Annotated in this window: 19 protein-coding genes and 1 pseudogene; 8 read left to right on the top strand and 12 right to left on the bottom strand. The window is 67.9% G+C overall.

Annotation, left to right across the window (positions count from 1 at the left end):
- Positions 1 to 81: 81 nt before the first annotated feature.
- From L2I41_RS14415 to L2I41_RS14390, 6 genes are all read right to left on the bottom strand, one after another.
- Entirely contained in the window at positions 82 to 1,617 is a 1,536-nt protein-coding gene (locus L2I41_RS14415; protein ID WP_237154273.1) for a YifB family Mg chelatase-like AAA ATPase, read from the bottom strand.
- A gap of 101 nt (positions 1,618 to 1,718) precedes the next feature.
- On the bottom strand, positions 1,719 to 2,657 hold the full coding sequence (gshB, locus tag L2I41_RS14410; protein ID WP_237154272.1) for a glutathione synthase: 939 nt from the start codon (positions 2,655 to 2,657) through the stop codon (positions 1,719 to 1,721).
- Positions 2,658 to 2,750: 93 nt separating this feature from the next.
- The gene (locus tag L2I41_RS14405; protein ID WP_237154271.1) at positions 2,751 to 3,104 is read right to left on the bottom strand and encodes a YraN family protein; all 354 of its coding nucleotides are present in this window, start codon (positions 3,102 to 3,104) and stop codon (positions 2,751 to 2,753) included.
- Between the two features lie 6 nt (positions 3,105 to 3,110).
- Entirely contained in the window at positions 3,111 to 3,743 is a 633-nt protein-coding gene (locus L2I41_RS14400; RefSeq protein ID WP_237154270.1) for a LysE family translocator, read from the bottom strand.
- Positions 3,744 to 3,747: 4 nt separating this feature from the next.
- Positions 3,748 to 4,653 (bottom strand): 16S rRNA (cytidine(1402)-2'-O)-methyltransferase, encoded by a 906-nt coding sequence (gene rsmI, locus L2I41_RS14395; RefSeq protein ID WP_237154269.1) that lies wholly within the window; start codon positions 4,651 to 4,653, stop codon positions 3,748 to 3,750.
- Entirely contained in the window at positions 4,650 to 4,952 is a 303-nt protein-coding gene (locus L2I41_RS14390) for a Dabb family protein (RefSeq protein WP_237154268.1), read from the bottom strand. Before L2I41_RS14390 ends, rsmI begins: the two co-directional genes overlap by 4 nt.
- Positions 4,953 to 5,129: 177 nt before the next feature.
- On the opposite strand from L2I41_RS14390, the gene L2I41_RS14385 reads away from it, so the two are divergent.
- Positions 5,130 to 6,371 carry a penicillin-binding protein activator gene (locus L2I41_RS14385; protein ID WP_237154267.1) on the top strand — a complete coding sequence of 414 codons (1,242 nt, stop codon included), beginning with the start codon at positions 5,130 to 5,132 and terminating at the stop codon, positions 6,369 to 6,371.
- A gap of 42 nt (positions 6,372 to 6,413) precedes the next feature.
- Here L2I41_RS14385 and L2I41_RS14380 read toward each other — a convergent pair whose 3' ends face one another.
- Positions 6,414 to 7,508, bottom strand: a complete 1,095-nt coding sequence (locus L2I41_RS14380; protein ID WP_237154266.1) for a LacI family DNA-binding transcriptional regulator — start codon at positions 7,506 to 7,508, stop codon at positions 6,414 to 6,416.
- 317 nt (positions 7,509 to 7,825) lie between these two features.
- On the opposite strand from L2I41_RS14380, the gene L2I41_RS14375 reads away from it, so the two are divergent.
- The 4 genes from L2I41_RS14375 (at position 7,826) to L2I41_RS14360 (ending at position 12,241) form a co-directional block, all read left to right on the top strand.
- On the top strand, positions 7,826 to 8,824 hold the full coding sequence (locus L2I41_RS14375) for a LacI family DNA-binding transcriptional regulator (RefSeq protein ID WP_237154392.1): 999 nt from the start codon (positions 7,826 to 7,828) through the stop codon (positions 8,822 to 8,824).
- Between the two features lie 29 nt (positions 8,825 to 8,853).
- A complete protein-coding gene (locus tag L2I41_RS14370) occupies positions 8,854 to 9,861 on the top strand; it encodes a Gfo/Idh/MocA family protein (protein WP_237154265.1) in 1,008 nt (335 codons plus the stop codon).
- Positions 9,861 to 10,661, top strand: coding sequence for an enoyl-CoA hydratase/isomerase family protein (locus tag L2I41_RS14365; protein WP_237154264.1), 801 nt, complete (start codon positions 9,861 to 9,863; stop codon positions 10,659 to 10,661). Before L2I41_RS14370 ends, L2I41_RS14365 begins: the two co-directional genes overlap by 1 nt.
- Positions 10,662 to 10,744: 83 nt before the next feature.
- Positions 10,745 to 12,241 carry a glucosamine inositolphosphorylceramide transferase family protein gene (locus L2I41_RS14360; protein WP_237154263.1) on the top strand — a complete coding sequence of 499 codons (1,497 nt, stop codon included), beginning with the start codon at positions 10,745 to 10,747 and terminating at the stop codon, positions 12,239 to 12,241.
- A gap of 10 nt (positions 12,242 to 12,251) precedes the next feature.
- Here L2I41_RS14360 and L2I41_RS14355 read toward each other — a convergent pair whose 3' ends face one another.
- Complete coding sequence (locus L2I41_RS14355) at positions 12,252 to 12,626, bottom strand: hypothetical protein (RefSeq protein WP_237154262.1); 375 nt, start codon at positions 12,624 to 12,626, stop codon at positions 12,252 to 12,254.
- A 196-nt stretch (positions 12,627 to 12,822) separates the two neighbouring features.
- On the opposite strand from L2I41_RS14355, the gene L2I41_RS14350 reads away from it, so the two are divergent.
- Entirely contained in the window at positions 12,823 to 13,767 is a 945-nt protein-coding gene (locus L2I41_RS14350; RefSeq protein ID WP_390634252.1) for a tyrosine recombinase XerC, read from the top strand.
- 18 nt (positions 13,768 to 13,785) lie between these two features.
- Entirely contained in the window at positions 13,786 to 14,703 is a 918-nt protein-coding gene (locus tag L2I41_RS14345; RefSeq protein WP_237154261.1) for a DMT family transporter, read from the top strand.
- 18 nt (positions 14,704 to 14,721) lie between these two features.
- Here L2I41_RS14345 and L2I41_RS14340 read toward each other — a convergent pair whose 3' ends face one another.
- The 4 genes and pseudogenes from L2I41_RS14340 to odhB all read right to left on the bottom strand — a co-directional run.
- Positions 14,722 to 15,810, bottom strand: a complete 1,089-nt coding sequence (locus L2I41_RS14340) for an acyltransferase family protein (protein ID WP_237154260.1) — start codon at positions 15,808 to 15,810, stop codon at positions 14,722 to 14,724.
- 184 nt (positions 15,811 to 15,994) lie between these two features.
- Positions 15,995 to 17,389 (bottom strand): dihydrolipoyl dehydrogenase, encoded by a 1,395-nt coding sequence (gene lpdA, locus L2I41_RS14335; protein ID WP_237154259.1) that lies wholly within the window; start codon positions 17,387 to 17,389, stop codon positions 15,995 to 15,997.
- Between the two features lie 51 nt (positions 17,390 to 17,440).
- A complete protein-coding gene (locus L2I41_RS14330) occupies positions 17,441 to 18,079 on the bottom strand; it encodes a LysE family translocator (RefSeq protein ID WP_237154390.1) in 639 nt (212 codons plus the stop codon).
- A gap of 156 nt (positions 18,080 to 18,235) precedes the next feature.
- A pseudogene (gene odhB, locus L2I41_RS14325) lies at positions 18,236 to 19,000 on the bottom strand (2-oxoglutarate dehydrogenase complex dihydrolipoyllysine-residue succinyltransferase); the annotation flags it as partial.
- Here odhB and L2I41_RS14320 point away from each other — a divergent pair.
- Positions 18,912 to 19,126, top strand: a 215-nt coding sequence (locus L2I41_RS14320) for a hypothetical protein (RefSeq protein WP_237154258.1), incomplete at its 3' end; no start/stop codon positions are given. The pseudogene odhB and the gene L2I41_RS14320 overlap by 89 nt on opposite strands.

The following is a 19,126-nucleotide window of genomic DNA, read 5'->3' as shown; positions in this document are numbered from 1 at the left end:
GGGTGTTTTCTCCGACCTGTTCAGCGCGACCGCCAGTCGCCGGTCGCCGGCGGTGCCCCGCATCCCGATGCAGACAGTCCCTCACGCCGCCCGCGCCTTGCGGTCCTGCCCGGTGCGATAAGCCAGCGCCTCGCCGATGTGGACGCGGCCGACGTTGTCGTCGCCGTCGAGGTCGGCCAGGGTCCGGGCCACTTTCAGCACGCGGTGATAGCCACGGGCCGACAGGTTGAAGCGTTCGGCGGCCTGCTTGAGCAGCGCCATCCCGGCCGCATCGGGGGCGGCGACCACGTCGATCACGGCGGCCGGGGCGGCGGCGTTGGTATAGACGCCGTCGCAGCCGAACTCGGCATAGCGCTCGGCCTGTAGCCGGCGAGCGGTGCGCACCCTGGCCGCCACCGCCGACGAGGCTTCCGCACTGCCCGAGCGGCCGATCAGGTCGGCGGCGGAGACAGCGGGCACTTCCACGGTGAGATCGAAGCGGTCGAGCAGCGGGCCCGACAGCCGTTCCTGATATTCGGCAGCGCAGGCGGGGCCGCGCCGGCAGGTGTGGCCCGGCGTGCCGGCCATGCCGCAGCGGCAGGGGTTCATGGCGGCGATCAGTTGAAAGCGGGCGGGATAGGTGACGCGGTTGTTGGCGCGCGCGATCACCACGTCGCCGGTTTCGAGCGGCTGGCGCAGGCTGTCGAGCACCGCCGGGTTGAATTCGGGCAGTTCATCGAGGAACAGCACGCCGCGATGGGCGAGCGAGATCTCGCCGGGCCGGGCCCGGATGCCGCCGCCCACCAGCGCCGCCATGGAGGCCGAGTGGTGCGGCGCGCGAAAGGGCCGGCGATCGGAGAGCTTGCCGTCGGCCAGCGTGCCGGCGATCGAGGCGATCATGGAGATTTCAAGGAGTTCCTGCGGTGTCAGCGGCGGCAGGATCGACGGCAGGCGGCTCGCCAGCATGGACTTGCCCGAGCCAGGCGGTCCGACCATCAACATGTTGTGGCCACCGGCCGCCGCCAGCTCCAACGCCCGCTTGGCGCTGTCCTGGCCCTTGATGTCGGCGAGATCGGGCAGGCCCGTCGCCAGCTCCGCCGCCCTGGGTTCGGGCCGCGTCATCACCTGCGTGCCCTTGAAGTGATTGGCGACGGCGATGAGGCTCATGGGCGCAAGGATGGACATCTCGGCGTCCGCCCAGGCCGCCTCCGAGCCGGAGGCGCGCGGACAGAGCAGGCCGAGCCCCTGGCTGTTGGCGGCGATCGCCGCCGGCAGCACGCCGGCCACCGGGGCGATGGTGCCGTCGAGCGAGAGTTCACCCAGCACCACATAGTCTTCCAGCGCGTCGGCGGGCAGCGCGCCCATGGCGGCCATCAGCGCCAGCGCGATCGGCAGATCATAGTGGCTGCCTTCCTTGGGCAGGTCGGCGGGGGCGAGATTGACGGTGATGCGCTTGGCCGGCAGTGCGAGACCGGAAGCGGCGAGCGCTGCGCGCACCCGCTCCTTGCTCTCGGCCACCGCCTTGTCGCCGAGACCGACGATGTTGAACAGCACCTTGCCTGTGGCCATGTGCACCTGCACGTCCACAGGCGTTGCCTCAACCCCTTGAAAACACACCGTGCGCACGTGTGTGACCATGGCCCGCTCCCGTTCTGATCGCTACAACCATTGCGTATATCAGGTTGCATGTCAAGAACGGGAGAGGAACAAATACAGGCTTTTTGTTCTGGGGGCGACCCTCAGCGCTTCGCTTCGATCGCGTCCCAGACCATGGCGGCGATGTCGGGGCCGCCCAGGCGCTTGATGGCGCGCAGGCCGGTGGGGGCGGTGACGTTGATCTCGGTGAGGTTGCCGCCGATGACGTCGATGCCCACCAGCATCAGGCCGCGCCGCTTGAGTTCGGGACCGATGGTCTCGCAGATCTCGGCCTCGCGGGCTGAGAGTTCCGTCGTCTGCGCCGCGCCGCCGCGCACCATGTTCGAGCGCAGATCGCCGTCGGCCGGCACGCGATTGACGGCGCCGGCGAACTTGCCGTCGACCAGGATGATGCGCTTGTCACCGGCGCGCACCGCCGGCAGGTAGCGCTGGATCACCCAGGGGTCGCGGCTCTGGGCGAGGAACATGTCGATCATCGAGCCGAAATTCTCGTCGTCAGGGCGAACGCGGAACACGCCGGCGCCACCGTGGCCGTAGAGCGGCTTCATGACGATGTCGCCGAACTCGGCACGGAAAGCCTTGATGTCGTCGACGTTGCGGCTGATCAGCGTTTCCGGCATCAGCTCGGGAAAATCCATCACGAACAGCTTTTCCGGCGCGTTGCGCACTTCCGCCGGGTTGTTGACCACCAGCGTCTTGGGATGGATGCGCTCGAGATGATAGGTGGTGGTCAGATAGGCCATGTCGAAGGGCGGGTCCTGGCGCAGCAGCACCACGTCCATCGTGGAGAGATCGGTCAGCGCCGCCTCGCCGAGGGTGAAGTGATTGCCCACCTCGTCGCGCACGGTCAGCGGTTCGAGCGCGGCGGTCACCGTGCGGTTTCTCAGCGACAGGCGGTCGGGCGTATAGTGGAACAGGCGGTGGCCGCGCTTCTGGGCCTCCAGCATCAGCGCGAAGGCGCTGTCGCCGGCGATGCGGATGGTGGAAACGTGGTCCATCTGGACGGCAACGGCGAGGCTCATGGCAGGCTCCGGACGAAGATCGATCGGCGCCTGTTATGAAAGGCTTGGCCCGCAGGCGCAACCGCTAAAGGGATGCTGCCGATCACCAACGCGTCAGGAGAAGGCGCCCACCACATGCACCGGCCAGCGGCGGGGCGCGATCACCACGAGATCGAAGCGCACGTCGAGGCTGGCATGTGCGGGATGGCGCGCCAGATAGATGTCGGCCGCCGCCTCGATGCGGCGATAGCCCTCGGCGGCGATGGCTTCGAGGCCTGCTTCGACGCTCGATCGTGCCTTCACCTCGACGAAGGCGAGCACGCGGCCGCGCCGGGCCACCAGATCGATCTCGCCGAGCGCGGTCTTGTAGCGATGGGCGAGGATGCGATAGCCCTTGAGGCGCAGCCACCAGGCGGCGATCGTCTCGGCGACGAGGCCACGGGCATAGCGGGCGCGCCGGTCGGACATGGCGCCTCAGCTCCGCTCAAGCGCCAGATGCGCGCCCAGGCCCATCAGAAGCGAGCCGCTCAGCCGCTGCATCAGGCGGCGCGTGCCGGAAGCGGCGCGCAGGCGGTTCACCACATAGCCGGCCAGGAGCACGGCGACGATGTCGACGCTCGAGAATATCAGATTGGCAAGCGTGCCCAGCACGGCAAACTGCACCCACACCGGCCAGTTGGCGGCGGGATCGACGAATTGCGGCAGGAAAGCGAGGAAGAAGATCGCTGTCTTGGGGTTCAAGAGCTCGATCAGGACGGAATCGGCAAAGGCGCGGCGGGCGGATTTGGCCGGCACCAGTGTCGCAAGGTCCAGCTCGCCATCCTTGCCGCGAAACAACGTCAGGCCGAGCCAGATCAGATAGGCCGCTCCCGCGAGCTTGACCACCACATAGAGCGTCGGCACCGTGTGGAACAGGACGGACAAGCCGGCTGCGGCGGCGAAGACGTGGGCATAGCCCCCCAGATGCAGGCCGAGCTCGGCCATCAGGCCGGCGCGGCGGCCACGCGCCAGTGTCTGGGCGGCGGCATAGAGCATGGCCGGCCCGGGGATATAGGCAAAGAGAAACGTGGCAACGAAGAAGGCCAGCAGCAGATCGGCATGCGGCATGGGGTCAGTCTCCGCCGGCGTCCATCACCGCCTTGAGGCGCAGGGCGAGGGTGTAGAGTTCCTTGCGCGGGCGACCGGTGGCCTTGGCGATCTCGGCTGCGGCCTGGCCCGGCCCGGTGGTGGCGAGGGCGGCTTTCAGGAGCGCCTCGATGTCGTCGGCATCGGCGACCCGCTCCGGCGGCGGACCGGCGAGCAGAACGATCTCGCCGCGCGGCGGATCGGCCAGCGCTCCGGCGGCGAGTTCGGCCAGCGTGCCGCGGCGGAACTCCTCGAAATGCTTGGTGAGCTCGCGCGCCACCACGCCCTGACGGTCGGCACCCAGCACGGTGGCCATGTCGGCCAGCGTCTCGGCGACGCGATGGGGCGATTCATAGGTGATCAGCGTCGCCGGCACCTCGGCGAAGGCAGAGAGCTTCACCCGGCGCGATTGCGCCTTGGGCGGCAGAAATCCCAGGAAGACGAAGGCGTCGGTGGGCAGGCCGGCGCCGGTCAGCGCGGTGATCAGCGCCGAGGGGCCGGGAATGGGGATCACCTTAACGCCCTCGGCAAGCGCTTCGTCCACCAGCTTGTAGCCGGGATCGGAAACCAGCGGCGTGCCGGCGTCGGAGATGAGGGCGAGGCGCATGCCGCCCTTCAGCATGGCCATCAGGCGCGGCCGCTCGCGGGCGGCATTGTGCTCGTGATAGGCGGCCAGCGGCCTCGAAATGCCGTAGCGGTCCAGCAGCACGCGGCTGACGCGGGTGTCCTCGCAGACCACAAGGTCGGCAGCGGCCAGCACTTCCAGCGCGCGCAGGGTGATGTCGCCGAGATTGCCGATCGGGGTCGCCACCGCATAAAGGCCCGGCTCGATGGTCTTGGCCGGATAGGTGGTGCCGGCGATGGAATAGCTCTGGGGGGCCTCGGGTTTCATCGGTGGGCCTCCACGGGGCTCAGGAAATCGGCTGCAATGCGCAATTCGCGCAAGGGACGCACGCGGTCGATGGACGCCTGATAGCTCGGATGCGCCTTGTAGGACGCCAGCGCATCGGCATCGGAGAACTCGGCATAGACGATGAAGTCCACGTCGTTGCCGAGGCTGTCCTGTTTGAGATTGGTGCCGATCTCCACATGCTCGGCATGGGGATTGGCTTCCAGCAACTTCAGTCCGTCGTGCACGGCCTCCCGGTCTTCGCCCTGTTTCACGCTGAAAAACACGATGTGCCGCAACATGCCCTGCTTCCGCCGCTGTCCAACAATAGTCTTCTCAAGATCATACCTTAAGGCAAAAAGCGAGAACCTTGGGCAAAAGCGCCAGCCCGCCTCGGCGGAAATCAAGGAAAGAGTTGCATTTGAAGGCATTTGCCGGTGAAATGGCGGGCAAATTCCTGCGGCGGCGGAAGGTGGATCATGACAGTGCGTAACGAAGGCAAGCCGGCGGAAGCCGGAGGGGCAACCGCTCACTCAGCTCACGGCGCGATCAGCCGGCGTGGCCTTCTGGCCCTGGCGGGTGCGGCCGGCGTGGCCGCCTGTACGCCGACCACCAGTGGCGGGCCGGCCTTCCCCAACCCCGGCACGCTGCCCGTCCCCACCGGACCGGCCGTCACCGGCGAAACGCTCGGCACCGGTTCGGTGCGCGTTGCGCTGCTGTTGCCCAAGTCCGGCCAGGGCAACGGCCCGGCGCTGGCCTCGGCCATGCAGAATGCCGCAAGCCTCGGTCTCAACGACTTCACGGCCAACGATCTCACCATTCTCGTGAAAGACTCCGGCGGCACCGCCGGCACCGCCTCGGCGGCGGCACAGGCTGCCATCTCGGAAGGCGCAGAGCTGATCATCGGCCCGGTGTTTGCGGCGGAAGTGGGCGGCGTCGGCCCGGTGGCGCGCGCGGCCAACGTGCCCGTGGTCGCCTTCTCCTCCGATCCGTCGGTGGCCGCCTCCGGCGTCTACCTGCTCGGCTTCCTGATCGACGGACAGGCGCAGCGCGTGCTGGCGCAGGCCGCAAGCGCGGGCAAGCGTTCGGTGGCCGGCATCATCTCCACCAGCGCCTTCGGCAATCTGGCGGAAGCCGCATTGCGGCAAGCCGCCGGCCGCTATGGCCTGCGGCTCGCCCAGGTGGAGCGCTTCAATCCGGGCGATCAGGCCAAGGCCGTGGCCGCCGTGGCCGCCAACTCCTCGCAGATCGACTGCCTGTTCGTTCCCGAAGGGCCGGGCATCGCGCCGCAGATCGCCCAGGCGCTGCGGGCGCAGAATGTGGATCTCGGCCGCGTCAAGCTCTTGGGCACGGGCGTGTGGAACGATCCGTCCGTCTATGGCGACGCAACGCTGGCCGGCGGCTGGTTCCCCTCGCCGGAGATCTCCGGCTTTGCCAATTTCGCCGGTCGCTACCGGTCGAGCTTCGGCGCCGAGCCGCCGCTCACCGCCTCGCTCGCCTATGATGCGGTGGTGCTGGCGGCCGGTCTCGTCAAGACCGCCGGCGCGCAGCGCTTCCAGCTCTCCGTGCTCACCAACCCGCAGGGCTTCCTGTCGTCGGTGAACGGCCTGTTCCGCTTCAACGCCAACGGCACCAACGACCGCGGCCTCGCCGTCTACGAGGTGACCGGATCGAGCCCGTCGCTGGTGTCTCCGGCGCCGCGCGCCTTCACCGGCGCCTGAGCCGCAAGGCCCCTTGCAAGCCAAGCGGTTGCCGCCGGGCGTTCAGCCTCTCGGCGGGCCGCTTGAACCGCCGACGACCAGCGACAGCGGCAGGATCAGCTGCCGCTCGGTGATCGCGGCCGGGTCGCCCAGCACCAGATCGACGGCGGCCGCCCCCTTCTCGCCAACCGGCTGCCGGATGGTGGTGATGGGCGGGTTGAAGGTTGCCGCCTCCCGGGTGCCGTCAAAGCCGACAACGGAATAGTCCTCCGGAACGCGCGCGCCGATGCTCGCGAGGCGGTGGCAGGCGTGCAGGGCAATGCGGTCGGACATGCACAGGAAAGCGGTGATGGTCGGATCGTCGGCCAGAAGCGCATCAACGCCGGCGGAGACCGACGCCTCGTCGGCCTGGGTCTCGAAGGCGCGCGGCAGCGGCAAGCCGGCCTCGCTGATGGCCGCGAGATAGCCGCCCAGGCGACGGCGTACCAGATCGAAGCGGACGGGATCTTCGCCGGATACGTCGAGAAAACCGGCATGCGGCCCGTCGCTGGCCGGAATCATCAGGATGCCGAAGCGCTTGTGACCGAGCGACACCAGATGGCGTGCCGCTTCGCGTGCGCCCCATTCGTCGTCGATGCAGATATAGTCGACGTCGGGATCGCTGCGGAAGTCGATGGCGACAAAGGGCAAGCCGCGGCGCCGGGCCAGATCGACCAGGCGCGAGCCCTCCACCAGGCAGTTGAGAATGAAGCCGTCCACCAGGGCCGTGCGGATGTTCCAGGCGGCGATCTCGTCATCAAGAGCGGAGACCAGCGAGATGCCGGCGCCGCGTGCCTGGCAGCTGCGGGAGATCTCGGCCAGGAAAATGCGGGTATAGGGATCTTCGAAGAAATGGTGCAGCGGCGCGGAGGTGACGACACCGACCGCGTTGACCCGGCCGGCCCGGAGCAGGCGACCGCGCGGGTCGGGACCGCGATAGCCCAGTGTGGCGGCTGTCGCCTCCACCTTTTCCCTCAGCGACGGGCTGACCAGCTCGGGCCGGTTGAAAACGTTGGACACCGTCCCCTGACTGACCCCGGCCGCCCTTGCAACGTCGGCGAGCTTGACCGTCTTGCCCGCGCCTGGGGTCGGCTCATTGATCTCCGGCTGCTTCGTCATTGTGTCGCCTGGCAATGATAGATCGGATTTTGTCTGTTTCTGCCTGAGATTAGACCTGATCACCATCCACTGAATCGTGAAAAAACACAATTCGGCTTTGGACTTTCGGCTGCGTCCTGCCCCCGGGGGCTGCAGCCTCTGGGCGTATTGGTCGCAAAGGGGCTTTTCTCAGCCGGTGGAAGCGGTCCTTTCCGGTGAAAGCCCAGCTCCTTGCATCCTCCGCCGATTGACAGCGGGAGGATGCGGCACTATCGTTTGGAACGTTCCAAATTCAGGTTTGTCCCGTGCCCCGCAGCCCCACTGGCCATCGCGTCACCATGATCGACATCGCCGAGGCCGCCGGCGTGTCGAAGTCCACCGTTTCACTGGTGTTGCAGGGCTCGCCGCTGGTCAAGGCCGACACGCGCGACAAGGTGCTGAACGCCATCGACACGCTGGGCTATGTCTACAATCGCGGGGCCGCCTCCCTGCGCAATGCCCGCACCAATCTGGTGGGCATGGTGATCAACGATCTGGCCAACCCCTTCTTTGCCGAACTGGCGGTCGGCATCGAGCGGGTGTTCCAGACCGCCGGCTACATTCCCTTCATCGCCAACACCGCCGAAAGCCCGACCCGGCAAGCCGAAGTGTTGCGCTCCATGCGCGAGCATGACATTGCCGGGTTGATCCTCTGTCCGGCCCGCGGCACGCGGCAGGGCGATCTCGATGCCATCATCACCGGCGGTCTGCCGCTCGTGCTGGCCATGCGCCGCGTCGCCGGGGTCAAGGCATCCAGTGTGACGCCGGACAACTTCCGCGGCGCGCGCCGGGCCACCGAATATCTCCTCGAACTCGGCCATCGCCGCATCGCCTTCATCGGCGGCTATGCCGACATGACCGCGCAGACCGAACGCTGCGGTGGCTATCGGGCGGCACTGGAGGCCGCCGGCCTTCCCGTTGACGGCACCATGGTGATCGAAGGGCCGACGACGCGCGAGACCGGCGCGGCGGCGATCGAGCAGCTGCTCTCGCTTGGCGCGCCGCCCACGGCGGCCCTCTGCTTCAACGACGTGGTGGCGCTCGGCGCCAATGACGCGCTGCGCCGTCGGGGGCTTGCCACCGGCGCGGACTTCAGCCTCGTCGGCTTCGACGACATTCGTGAAGCGCGCCACATGTGGCCGCCCCTGACCACGGTGGCGGTGGACACGCTGTCGCTGGGCGAGAAGGCGGCGCATGCCATGCTCCGGATGATCCACGGCGACAGCCGGCGCGACGACTATCTCGGCGATGTCACGTTGATGATGCGCGATAGCGCCGGACATCCGAAAGCGGTGTGAAGCGCTGCGGCGCACAGGGAGGGAATGTCATGGCTACGGTGAAATGGGGATTGATCGGCGCTTCGAACATCGCCCGCGAGTGGATGATCGGCGCCATGCGCGAGACCGGTGGCGAAGTGGTGGCGGTGATGTCGGGCGACGCCGGTCGGGCGCGTGCCTTTGCTGACGCCAACGGCATCCTTGGTGCCACCGACAGCGTCGAGCGCCTGCTCGGCGACTTCGGTGTCGACGCCGTCTACATTTCCTCGACCAACGAGAAGCACCGCGACCAGGCCATCGCCAGCGCCCGGGCCGGCAAGCATATCCTCGCCGAAAAGCCGCTGGCGCTCAGCCTCGAAGACGCCATCGCCATGCGCGACGCGGCGCGGCAAGCCGGTGTGGTGATGGGCACCAACCATCACCTGCGCAACTCGGGCGCACACCGGGTGATGCGGGCCGCCATCAAGGACGGCCTGATCGGTCGGCCGCTGGCCGCGCGGGTGTTCCACGCCGTCTATCTGCCCGAAAACCTGCAGGGCTGGCGCATCGACAATCCCGGCGCCGGCGGTGGCGTCGTGCTCGATATCGCCGTGCATGACGCCGACACGCTCCGATTCGTGCTGGACGATGATCCGGTGGAGGTCACGGCGATGACGCAGAACTCCGGCATGGCCGGCGCAGGTCTCGCCGATGCGGTGATGACCTCGGTGCGCTTCCGCTCGGGCCTGATCGCCCAGACCCATGACGCCTTCACCGCCCGCTTTGCCGGCACCGGCTTCGAGGTGCACGGCACGCTGGGCTCGCTGATCGGCCGCGACTGCATGAGCCAGAGCGCCAAGGGCACGATCACGCTGGTCACCGCCGACGGCGCGCGGCAGCTACCCTGGGAGCCCGCCAATCTCTATGTGCGCGCCGTCGACGCCTTCCACAAGGCCATCGCCGGCGAGGGCGCCCCTGCCGCCACCGCCGAGGACGGCCTGCATTCCCTGGCCTTCGGCCTCGCCGTGCTGGAATCGGCCGGCAACGGTCGCGCCGTCGTCATCCGGGAGAGCTTCTGATGTCCGATCCGCATGGAACCGCCGAAGAGCCGCGGCTTCTGAGCGATGTCCGCGACGGCGTCGCCATCGCCACGCTCAACCGGCCCAGGAAGCTCAACGCCCTCGATCAGGCGGCCATTGCCGCGCTCGACGCCTGGGTGACGGCCACCGAGGCCAACCGCGACATCCGCGTTGCCATCCTCACCGGCGCCGGCGACCGTGCCTTTTCGAGCGGCGGCGACATCAAGGCCTGGGCCGGGCTCGACCCGGTCAGTTTCGGCCGCGACTGGATCCGCGAGGGGCACCGCGTCTTCGACCGGCTCGCCCGCCTGCGCCAGCCCCTGATCGTGGTGCTGAACGGCCCCGCCTTCGGCGGCGGGCTGGAACTGGCGGCCACCGCCGATCTGATCGTCGCCGAGGAACAGGCCGAGATCGGCCTGCCCGAGACCTCGCTCGGCATGGTGCCGGGCTGGTCGGGCACGCAGCGGCTGGTGCGTCGCTTCGGCAGCCGTACCGTCAAGCGCATGGCGCTGGCCGGCAAGATGTTCTCCGCCGACGAAGCGGCGCTCGAGGGGCTTGTGGACGAGATCTGTGCCGCCGGCACCGGGCTCGAACGGGCATTGCAGCTTGCCGGCGACATCTGCCGGCGCGGCCCGGTGGCGGTCGAGGTGGCCAAGGCGCTGATCAACGCGGCCGAGGGAGAGGAACAGTCGGCTGCGCTCGAAGCGCTCGCCGGGGCCTTCATCGCAACGACGGCGGACCTGCAGGAAGGCGTGGCCGGCTTCCGGGAGAAGCGGGCGCCGAAATTCGAGGGACGATGACCGACGCGGATCGGCAAATGCCTGTGACAGTTTCACAAGCAATGCTCTAAGGTGACGCCGAACAGGTTTCCCAGACGGTCGGCATGCACATCACCTTTGTCCTTGATCCCCAACGCATCTCGCTCTGGCAGGCGGAGGCCATCGGCCATGCGCTGAAGCATCCGGGCTGGAGCGGTTCGATCCTGTTCCGCGCCGGTCCCAAGCGGCCGACCGGGCTCGATCTCGTCTACCGGCTCGAGGAAATGATCTATGGCTTGCCTGAGGACCGGCCTCTGGCGCCGGTCGAGCGCGAGAGCCTCGCCCACCTGCCCGACATCACCAGCCGGCCGGATCTCAAGGCCGACCTGATGGTCGATCTGGTGGGCACCGGGCCGGTGCGCAACAGCCTCAGGCTGACCTGCGCCAGGCAACCGGTGGAGCTGGGCGCCGCCGACGCCATTCTGGCCGGAACGACGCCGATCCTGACGCTCACGGCCTTTGCCGATGGCGAGGGGACCGACCTTGCGGACTGGCCCATCGGCGTGGAAGCGCCGGACGTGCTGGCGCGCGGCGTCGGCACGGTGCTCGGCCGGGCGCTGCAGCTGATCGATCTCGCCCTTGAGCAGGTGGCCAATGGCACGGCGGCCCGCGACATCGCCCTGCCCTCCGGCATGGGCGCCGTGCGTGTCCATGCGCGTGCACCGCTCGGCCTGTTTCTCGGCGCGCTCTCGCGCCGCATCACCGCGCGCCTTCTCAAGCGCTCGCAGGAGCGCGCCCGCTGGATGACCGGCTGGCGCGTCAACGAGACCGCCGCCAATGCCCTGCCCGTCATCAAGGGCGGGCGCTTTCATCTTTTGCCGGACGACGGCAAGCGCTTCTACGCCGACCCCTTCCCCGTCACCTGGCAGGGCCGCAGCTTCCTCTTCGTGGAAGACTATCCCTATGCCACCGGTCGCGGCGTGATCTCGGCGGTCGAACTTGGCCCCGACGGCCCCGTTGGCACGCCCGAGCCGGTGCTGGAGCAGGCGTGTCACCTGTCCTACCCCTTCCTGTTCGAGCATCAGGACACGCTCTACATGGTGCCGGAGACCTCCGGCCGGCGCAGCGTCGAGCTCTGGCGCGCGATCGAATTTCCCGGTCGCTGGGAGCAGGTGGCAACGCTGATCGACGACATCGATCTCGGCGACGCCACGCTCGTCGAACGGGCCGACGGCTGGTATCTGCTCGGCGCCGTGCGCGAGCGCTGGTGTTCCAGCTGGGATGCGCTCGAAGTCTGGCAGGCGCCCAGCCTTCTCGGCCCCTGGCGCCGCGTCGGCCCGGGTCCGGTCATGGTCGACGTCCACACGGCCCGTCCTGCCGGGCGGGTGCTGACGATCGGCGGGCGGCTGTTGCGGCCGTTCCAGTCGTCGAGCGGCGGCTATGGCGCGGCCATGGGCTTTGCCGAAATCGACCGCATGGACGCTTCCGGCTATGGCGAGACGGTGAAGATCCGCCTCAACCCCGCCGCACCGCTGAAAGGCCTGCACACCTACAACCGCTCGGCGGGCTTTGAAGCCATCGACGTGTTCGGGACGGGCAAGCCGGACCCGATCGCGCCGTGACCCAGGTCGGTTACCAGCGGTGCCGGCGCGGACCGGTCCAATAGCACTGCATTTCCTTGGTCCGGACCACCTGCACCACATTGCCCCAGTCGTCATAGACATTGCGGTTGACCCATTGCGGCGCGCAGACCTGGCGCGGCGGCGGGGGCGGAGCCCAGCCGTAGGCCGGCGGCGGCGGGGGCGGCGCCCAGCCATAGGCCGGCGGCGGCGGCGCCCAGCCGTACATCGGCGGACGCGGGCCATGGTGGTGGAAGCCCCCATCGCCGTCGCCGAAGCCAAAGCCGAAATAGAGGCTGTCGGCTGCTGCCGGCGCCGTGGTTGCGGCAAGGCTGGCGAGACCGATGGCGAGGGCCCCGGCAGCGGAAACAATCAAACTGGACTTCATGGCCGTCTCCCTTTCAGGATCTGAAGCAACTGTCGATCTGGCGATCGAGCCAGATCGGAAGTCGCTCGTGCGGCGGGTTCTGCCGTCGCGATGATGCAAGGGATAGCAGGCGGCCACTGAACTCATCCTGAGCCAGTCGTTCATGGGACATTCAGCTTTTCGCGCGACGCTTCCGGCAACACGGGACTCAGCACGCATGGCCGACGACACGCTTCTCCTCATCATGGCGCCCGATCTGGCGGCGGCGGCACAACGCTGGCGTACGACGCTGGCCGATCTCAGGCGCATGAGCCCGAAGACAGTGGAGGCCTATGGTCGCGACACCGATCAGTTCCTGCGCTTCCTCACCGGCTATCACGGCGAACCGCCGACCATCGCACGCCTCAACGAGTTGAAGCCCGCCGATTTCCGCGCCTTCCTCGCCCGCCGCAAGAAGGAGGGCGCCAGTGCCGCGACGCTGGCGCGCGGTCTGGCCGGCATCCGCTCGCTCATCCGCTTCCTCGAACGCGAGGGGGACGGCAACAGCGCGGCCGTCACCGCCGTGCGCACGCCGAAGGCGCCGCGACGGCTGCCCAAGCCGCTCGGCATTGCCGACGCGCTGAAGGTGGTGGACGAGGACCGGCAGGTGACCGAAGAACCCTGGATCGCCGCCCGCGATGCGGCCGTGCTCGCCCTCCTCTATGGCGCAGGCCTGCGCATTTCCGAGGCGCTGGCGATCACGCCGGCCGACGCGCCGCCGGCCGAGGGCGGCATTCTTCGCGTCACCGGCAAGGGCGGCAAGACGCGGCATGTGCCTGTGCTGCCGCAAGTGGCGCGCGCCGTCGACGAATATCGCCGCATCTGTCCCTTCCGTCCGGCGGCGCATGAGCCGCTGTTCCGCGGCGCGCGCGGCGGGCCGCTCAGTCCGCGCCTCATCCAGGCGGCCATGCAGCGCCTGCGCGGCGCGCTCGGTCTTGCCGCCACGGCAACCCCGCACGCCCTGCGCCATTCCTTCGCCACCCATCTTCTCGGCGCCGGCGGCGATCTCAGAACCATTCAGGAATTGCTCGGCCACGCCAATCTGGGTACAACGCAGGTCTACACCTCGGTCGACGCGGCGCGCCTCGTCGCCGCCTGGGAAAGCGCCCATCCCCGGGCGTGAGACAACCCGGATCCTGCCTTGTCCTCCGCCTCCAGATCCGCGCCGCTCGCCGGCTATGCCTTCGCCATTCTCGGCGCGGTGCTGTTTGCCTCCAAGGGCATCATCATCAAGTTCGCCTATCGCACCGGGGTCGATGCCCTGACGCTCCTGATGCTGCGCATGGCGCTGTCGGTGCCGATCTTCCTCGCCGTCGGCCTGTGGACCTATGCGCGCGACCGCTCGCGAAATGCGGCGCCGGTCGAGAAATCCGCCCTCCTGCAAGCCCTCGTGGTCGGCATGGTCGGTTACTGGTTTTCCTCCTATGCCGACTTCAAGGGCCTCGAGACCCTGACTCCGCAGTTCGAGCGGCTGATCCTGTTCACCTATCCAGCCTTCGTCGTGCTCCTGGGCGCGCTCTTGTTCGATCTGCCGATCCGGCTCAAGTCCTTCGCCGCCTTCGGCGTCAGCTATCTCGGTCTCGCGCTGATCTTCCTCACCGATCTGGAACAGTCCGGCACGGTCGTCGTCGATGGCGCGCTATGGGTTCTGGCGGCAGCGGTGACCTTCGCGCTCTACCAGCTGCTCGCCAAGGGCGGCATCGCCCGGCTGGGCGCGCCGCTGTTCACCTCGGTGGCGATGACCGGCGCCGCGATCGCGGTGGCGATCCACTATGGCCTGACCCATGATTTCGTCGCCCCCAGCGTCAGCCCCGAGCTGTTTCACATCGCCCTTCTTCTGGCGATCGGCGCGACGGTGCTGCCGAGCTATCTGATGAGCTTTGCGCTCGCCCGCATCTCGGCCCAGGCCAATTCCACCATCGGCACGCTGAGCCCGGTGGTGACGCTGTTGTTGGCCGTCGCCCTGCTCGGCGAGCCCTTGCGGCTTGTGGATGCGGTCGGCACCACGCTGGTGATCGGTGGCGTCGCCCTGTTCACCTTTGTGGAGCGGCGCGCCTGAACGCCGGGGCGCAGGACCTCAGGAACTGGTGCGGGGCTGCGCCATCGGCGCGCTACCGCCCTTGCTCAAGGCCGGGAAATAGGCGGAGCGGCGCGCCATGCCGAAGCCGGCGAGGCTGATCAGCGGCAGCTTCCAGCGCGCCGACAGCCAGAGCAGAACCGCATAGGCCAGCGTCGGCAATAGAAGCGCCGCCAGGCTGTAGCCGATCACCAGACTTGCCGGCGTCAGCAGGCCGGCCTTGGCGAGCGCGACGCGCATGAGCACACCGCCGATGGACTGGGCGGCGTAGATGGCCAGGGACGCTTCGCCGATCAGCCCGACCAGCCGGGCAAAGCCACGTTCGGACGACGGAAGCAAGGACAGGAGCAGCAGCGACATCAGGCTGCCGGCGAGCGCAATGCCCGTCCGGTCGACGCCGAAATTGTCGTCGAGCAGATCGGTCGACCAGATGAGGCCGACAACCCAGACGACACCGGCGACGAGGGCCAGCGCCAGGCGGCGGGAGGGACGGATGCGTTCGAGGCTTGCCGGTGTCAGCAGTGTGCCGAGGCCGTAGAAGGCGGCCCAGAACAGCAGCCAGACGCCGAGAACGGCCGACGACTGGCCGAAGTCGACAAAGGCCAGGGTCAGCGGCACCAGAACCGCGAGGCGGCTCAGGATGCGATTGCCGATGGCATCCACCGCGATCCAGGCAAGGCGGATCAGGAACAGCGAATAGAGAAACCAGAACTGATCGACCGGCTGCAGATAGAGCACGCGCAGCAGGTCGGTGGTCGGCAGTTCCGCGCTGGACAGGCCGGTGAAGAGATGCTTGAGGCCGATCAGCACCAGCGACCACAGAAGATAGGGCCAGACCAGAGTCACCAGCAGCGACCAGCCCACCTGGCTCGGGCGCCGGGCGCTCGACAGCCCCTTGGTCATGCCGGCCAGCAGGAAGAAGAAGGGCATGTGGAAGGAATAGATCACCTTGTCGACGAGGGCGAGCAGGGCGGGATCAACCGTCAGCCCGTCAGCCCGTTCGAGGGCGCGGAAGGCATGCCCCGTGACGACGAGCACGATGCCATAGGCTCGCGCATAGTCCACCCAAGCGATTCTCGCCCCTGCCATGGGCTTTCCTTCCTTCGTCTCAAGCCCACCCGGGTGGCCAGCCGGCAAACAGGATACGGGGCAAAGCCTTAAGAAATCGAGGGTTGCTTGCCAAAGCGAAAAGCCCCGGCCGTCCCGTTCAGGGAGGGCCGGGGCTGCGACAGGGTCTCGCGGGGAGCGCGCCGCAAGCGCGTCCCCCTGAAGGTCAGATGTGGATGGCGCGCTTGTCGACGGCGAGCGCGGCTTCCTTGACGGCTTCCGACATGGTCGGATGGGCGTGGCAGGTGCGGGCGAGATCTTCCGCCGAGCCGCCGAACTCCATCAGCACCGCCGCTTCGTGGATCATCTCGCCGGCACCGGCGCCGATGATGTGCACGCCGAGCACGCGGTCGGTGGTGGCATCGGCCAGCACCTTGACGAAGCCGTCCGACTTCAGCTGCGCCTTGGCGCGGCCGTTGGCGGTGAAGGGGAACTTGCCGACCTTGTAGGCGACACCGGCGGCCTTGAGGTCTTCCTCGGTCTTGCCGACGGCGGCCACTTCCGGCTGGGTGTAGACCACGCCGGGGATGACGTCATAATTGACGTGACCGGCCTGACCAGCCAGCTGTTCGGCCAGGGCGACGCCCTCTTCCTCGGCCTTGTGGGCCAGCATCGGGCCGACCACCACGTCGCCGATGGCATAGATGCCGGCGACGGTGGTCTTGAAATGATGGTCGATCACCACGCGGCCGCGAGCGTCGACGGCGACACCGATGTCCTCGAGGCCGAGGCCGGCGGTATAGGGCTTGCGGCCGACAGCCACCAGCACGATCGAGGCGTCCAGCGTCTCGGAGGCGCCGCCGGCGGCCGGCTCGAAGGTGACCTTGCCGTCGGCGCTGACGGCGGTGACCTTCTGGCCGAGCTTGAAGGCGAGGCCCTGCTTTTCGAGCGTGCGCTGGGCCTGCTTGGCGACTTCGAGGTCCATGCCCGGCAGGATGCGGTCGAGATATTCGACGACGGTGACCTTGGCGCCCAGACGCCCCCAGACCGAGCCGAGCTCGAGGCCGATCACGCCGGCGCCGATCACCACGAGATGGGCGGGCACTTCGGCAAGCGCGATGGCACCGGTGGAGGAGACCACCTTCTTCTCGTCGATGACGATGCCCGGCAGGCTGGCGACGTCGGAACCGGTGGCGATCACCACGGCCTTGCCTTCGATCACCTTGACTTCGGAGCCGTCGAGCGGGCTGACGGCCACCTTGCCCGGGGCGACGATGCGGCCGGCGCCGTAGTGGACGTCCACCTTGTTCTTCTTGAACAGGAAGTCGATGCCGGTGACGTTGCCCTTCACCGTCGCGTCCTTGTGGGCCATCATGGCCGGCAGGTCGAGCTCGGGCGTGCCGACCTTGACGCCGAGCTTGGCGAGGCCATGGCCGGCTTCCTCGAACATTTCCGAGGCGTGCAGCAGCGCCTTCGAAGGAATGCAGCCGACGTTGAGGCAGGTGCCGCCATGGGTGCCGCGCTTTTCGACGACGGCGACCTTGAGGCCGAGCTGGGCGGCACGGATGGCGCAGACATAGCCGCCGGGGCCGGTACCGATGACGACGAGATCATAGGACATGCGGGACTTCCTTCGAAAATCAGCGGCCCTGGGGCCGGTGAGGCAGGTCGGTCACTCGGCGCGCGACAGCGCCAGGCGAACGGAAAAGGCGATGAAGACGAGGCCGGTCACCCGGTTGATCCACTGGCCGGCGCGGGCAAAGGCCTCGCGGACCCGGGGCATGGTGAGGAAGCAGGAAACGGCCGAGAACCAGGCGATCAGGCAGGTGGCCATGACGAGGCCATAACCGCCCTTGACGAGCGCCGGCGTCGCGGGGCTGACGAGCGTCGAGAACAGCGACAGGAAGAACAGGATCGGCTTGGGGTTCAGCGCATTGGTGATGAAGCCGAGGCCGAAGGCCTTGAGCGCACTCATGCGGTTCCCGGTCGCCTCGGCGGCGCCGGCTTCCGGCAGCACCGGCGCAGGCGCGCGCAGCGCCATCACACCCATATAGGCGAGATAGGCGGCGCCGGCCCACTTGATCAGCGAGAACAGCAGCAGCGACTGCGACACCACGAGGCCGAGGCCCAGGATGGTGTAGCTGAGATGAAATAGCAGCGAGGTGCCGACGCCGAAAGCGGTGAGGATGCCGGCGCGGCGGCCATGGGTCAGGCTCTGGCGCATCACCATGGCCGTGTCGGCGCCCGGCGCCACGATGGCGAAGGAAAACACCGCCATGACGGAGGCAAGTTCGACGAGGTAGTGGTTGATCATGGACCTCTCCGGGCAAACGCTATGGGCTCGCGTGGCCGTTTCGGCGCCGCGCCACTCGAACAGCAGCCTACAACCTGAGCCGGGACACTGTCATCCCGTCATGCGTGACAGGGCAAAGCGGGCGGCCAAAGGCCGCCCTGCTCGTTCTGTCGATCAGAGATCCAGCACCAGACGCTGCGGATCCTCGAGGTTTTCCTTGACGCGGACGAGGAAGGTCACCGCTTCCTTGCCGTCGACGATGCGGTGATCGTAGGAGAGCGCCAGATACATCATCGGGCGGATCTCGATCTTGCCGCCGACGACCATCGGCCGCTCCTGGATCTTGTGCATGCCGAGGATGCCCGACTGCGGCGCGTTGAGGATCGGGGTCGACATCAGCGAACCGTAGACACCACCGTTGGAGATGGTGAAGGTGCCGCCCTGCATTTCCTCGATCTTGAGGGCGCCGTCACGGGCGCGCTTGCCGAACTCGCCGATCTTCTTCTCGACGCCGGCGATGGACAGGTCGTCCGCGTCGCGCACCACCGGAACCACAAGGCCCTTCTCGGTGCCGACGGCGACGCCGATGTGGTAGTAGTTCTTGTAGATGATGTCCTGGCCGTCGATCTCGGCGTTCACAGCCGGAACTTCCTTCAGCGCCTGGATGCAGGCCTTGACGAAGAAGCCCATGAAGCCAAGCTTGACGCCGTGCTTCTTCTCGAACAGGTCCTTGTAGCTGTTGCGCAGGTTCATGACGCCGGTCATGTCCACCTCGTTGAAGGTGGTGAGCATGGCGGCCGAGTTCTGGGCGTCTTTCAGGCGGCGCGCGATGGTCTGGCGCAGCTTGGACATGCGCACGCGCTCTTCGCGGCCGGCATCGACGGGAGCCGAAGCCGGACGGGCCGGCGCCGCGGCGACCGGAGCCGGCGCCTGGGCGCCGGTGCAGCTCTTCGAGAGCCTGTTCTCGGCACGGCCGTCGCGCTGCCGCAAGCTGCACAATGTCGCGAACTCGGTCATCATACTCGACGAAGCACAGACCCTGCCGCGCAGCCTGCTCATTCCGAT

It is taken from the genome of Oryzibacter oryziterrae, assembly GCF_021864535.1.
GTDB lineage: Bacteria > Pseudomonadota > Alphaproteobacteria > Rhizobiales > Pleomorphomonadaceae > Pleomorphomonas > Pleomorphomonas oryziterrae.
Note: the sequence above shows the minus strand (reverse complement) of the source record. Positions and strands in the feature narration are given on the sequence as shown.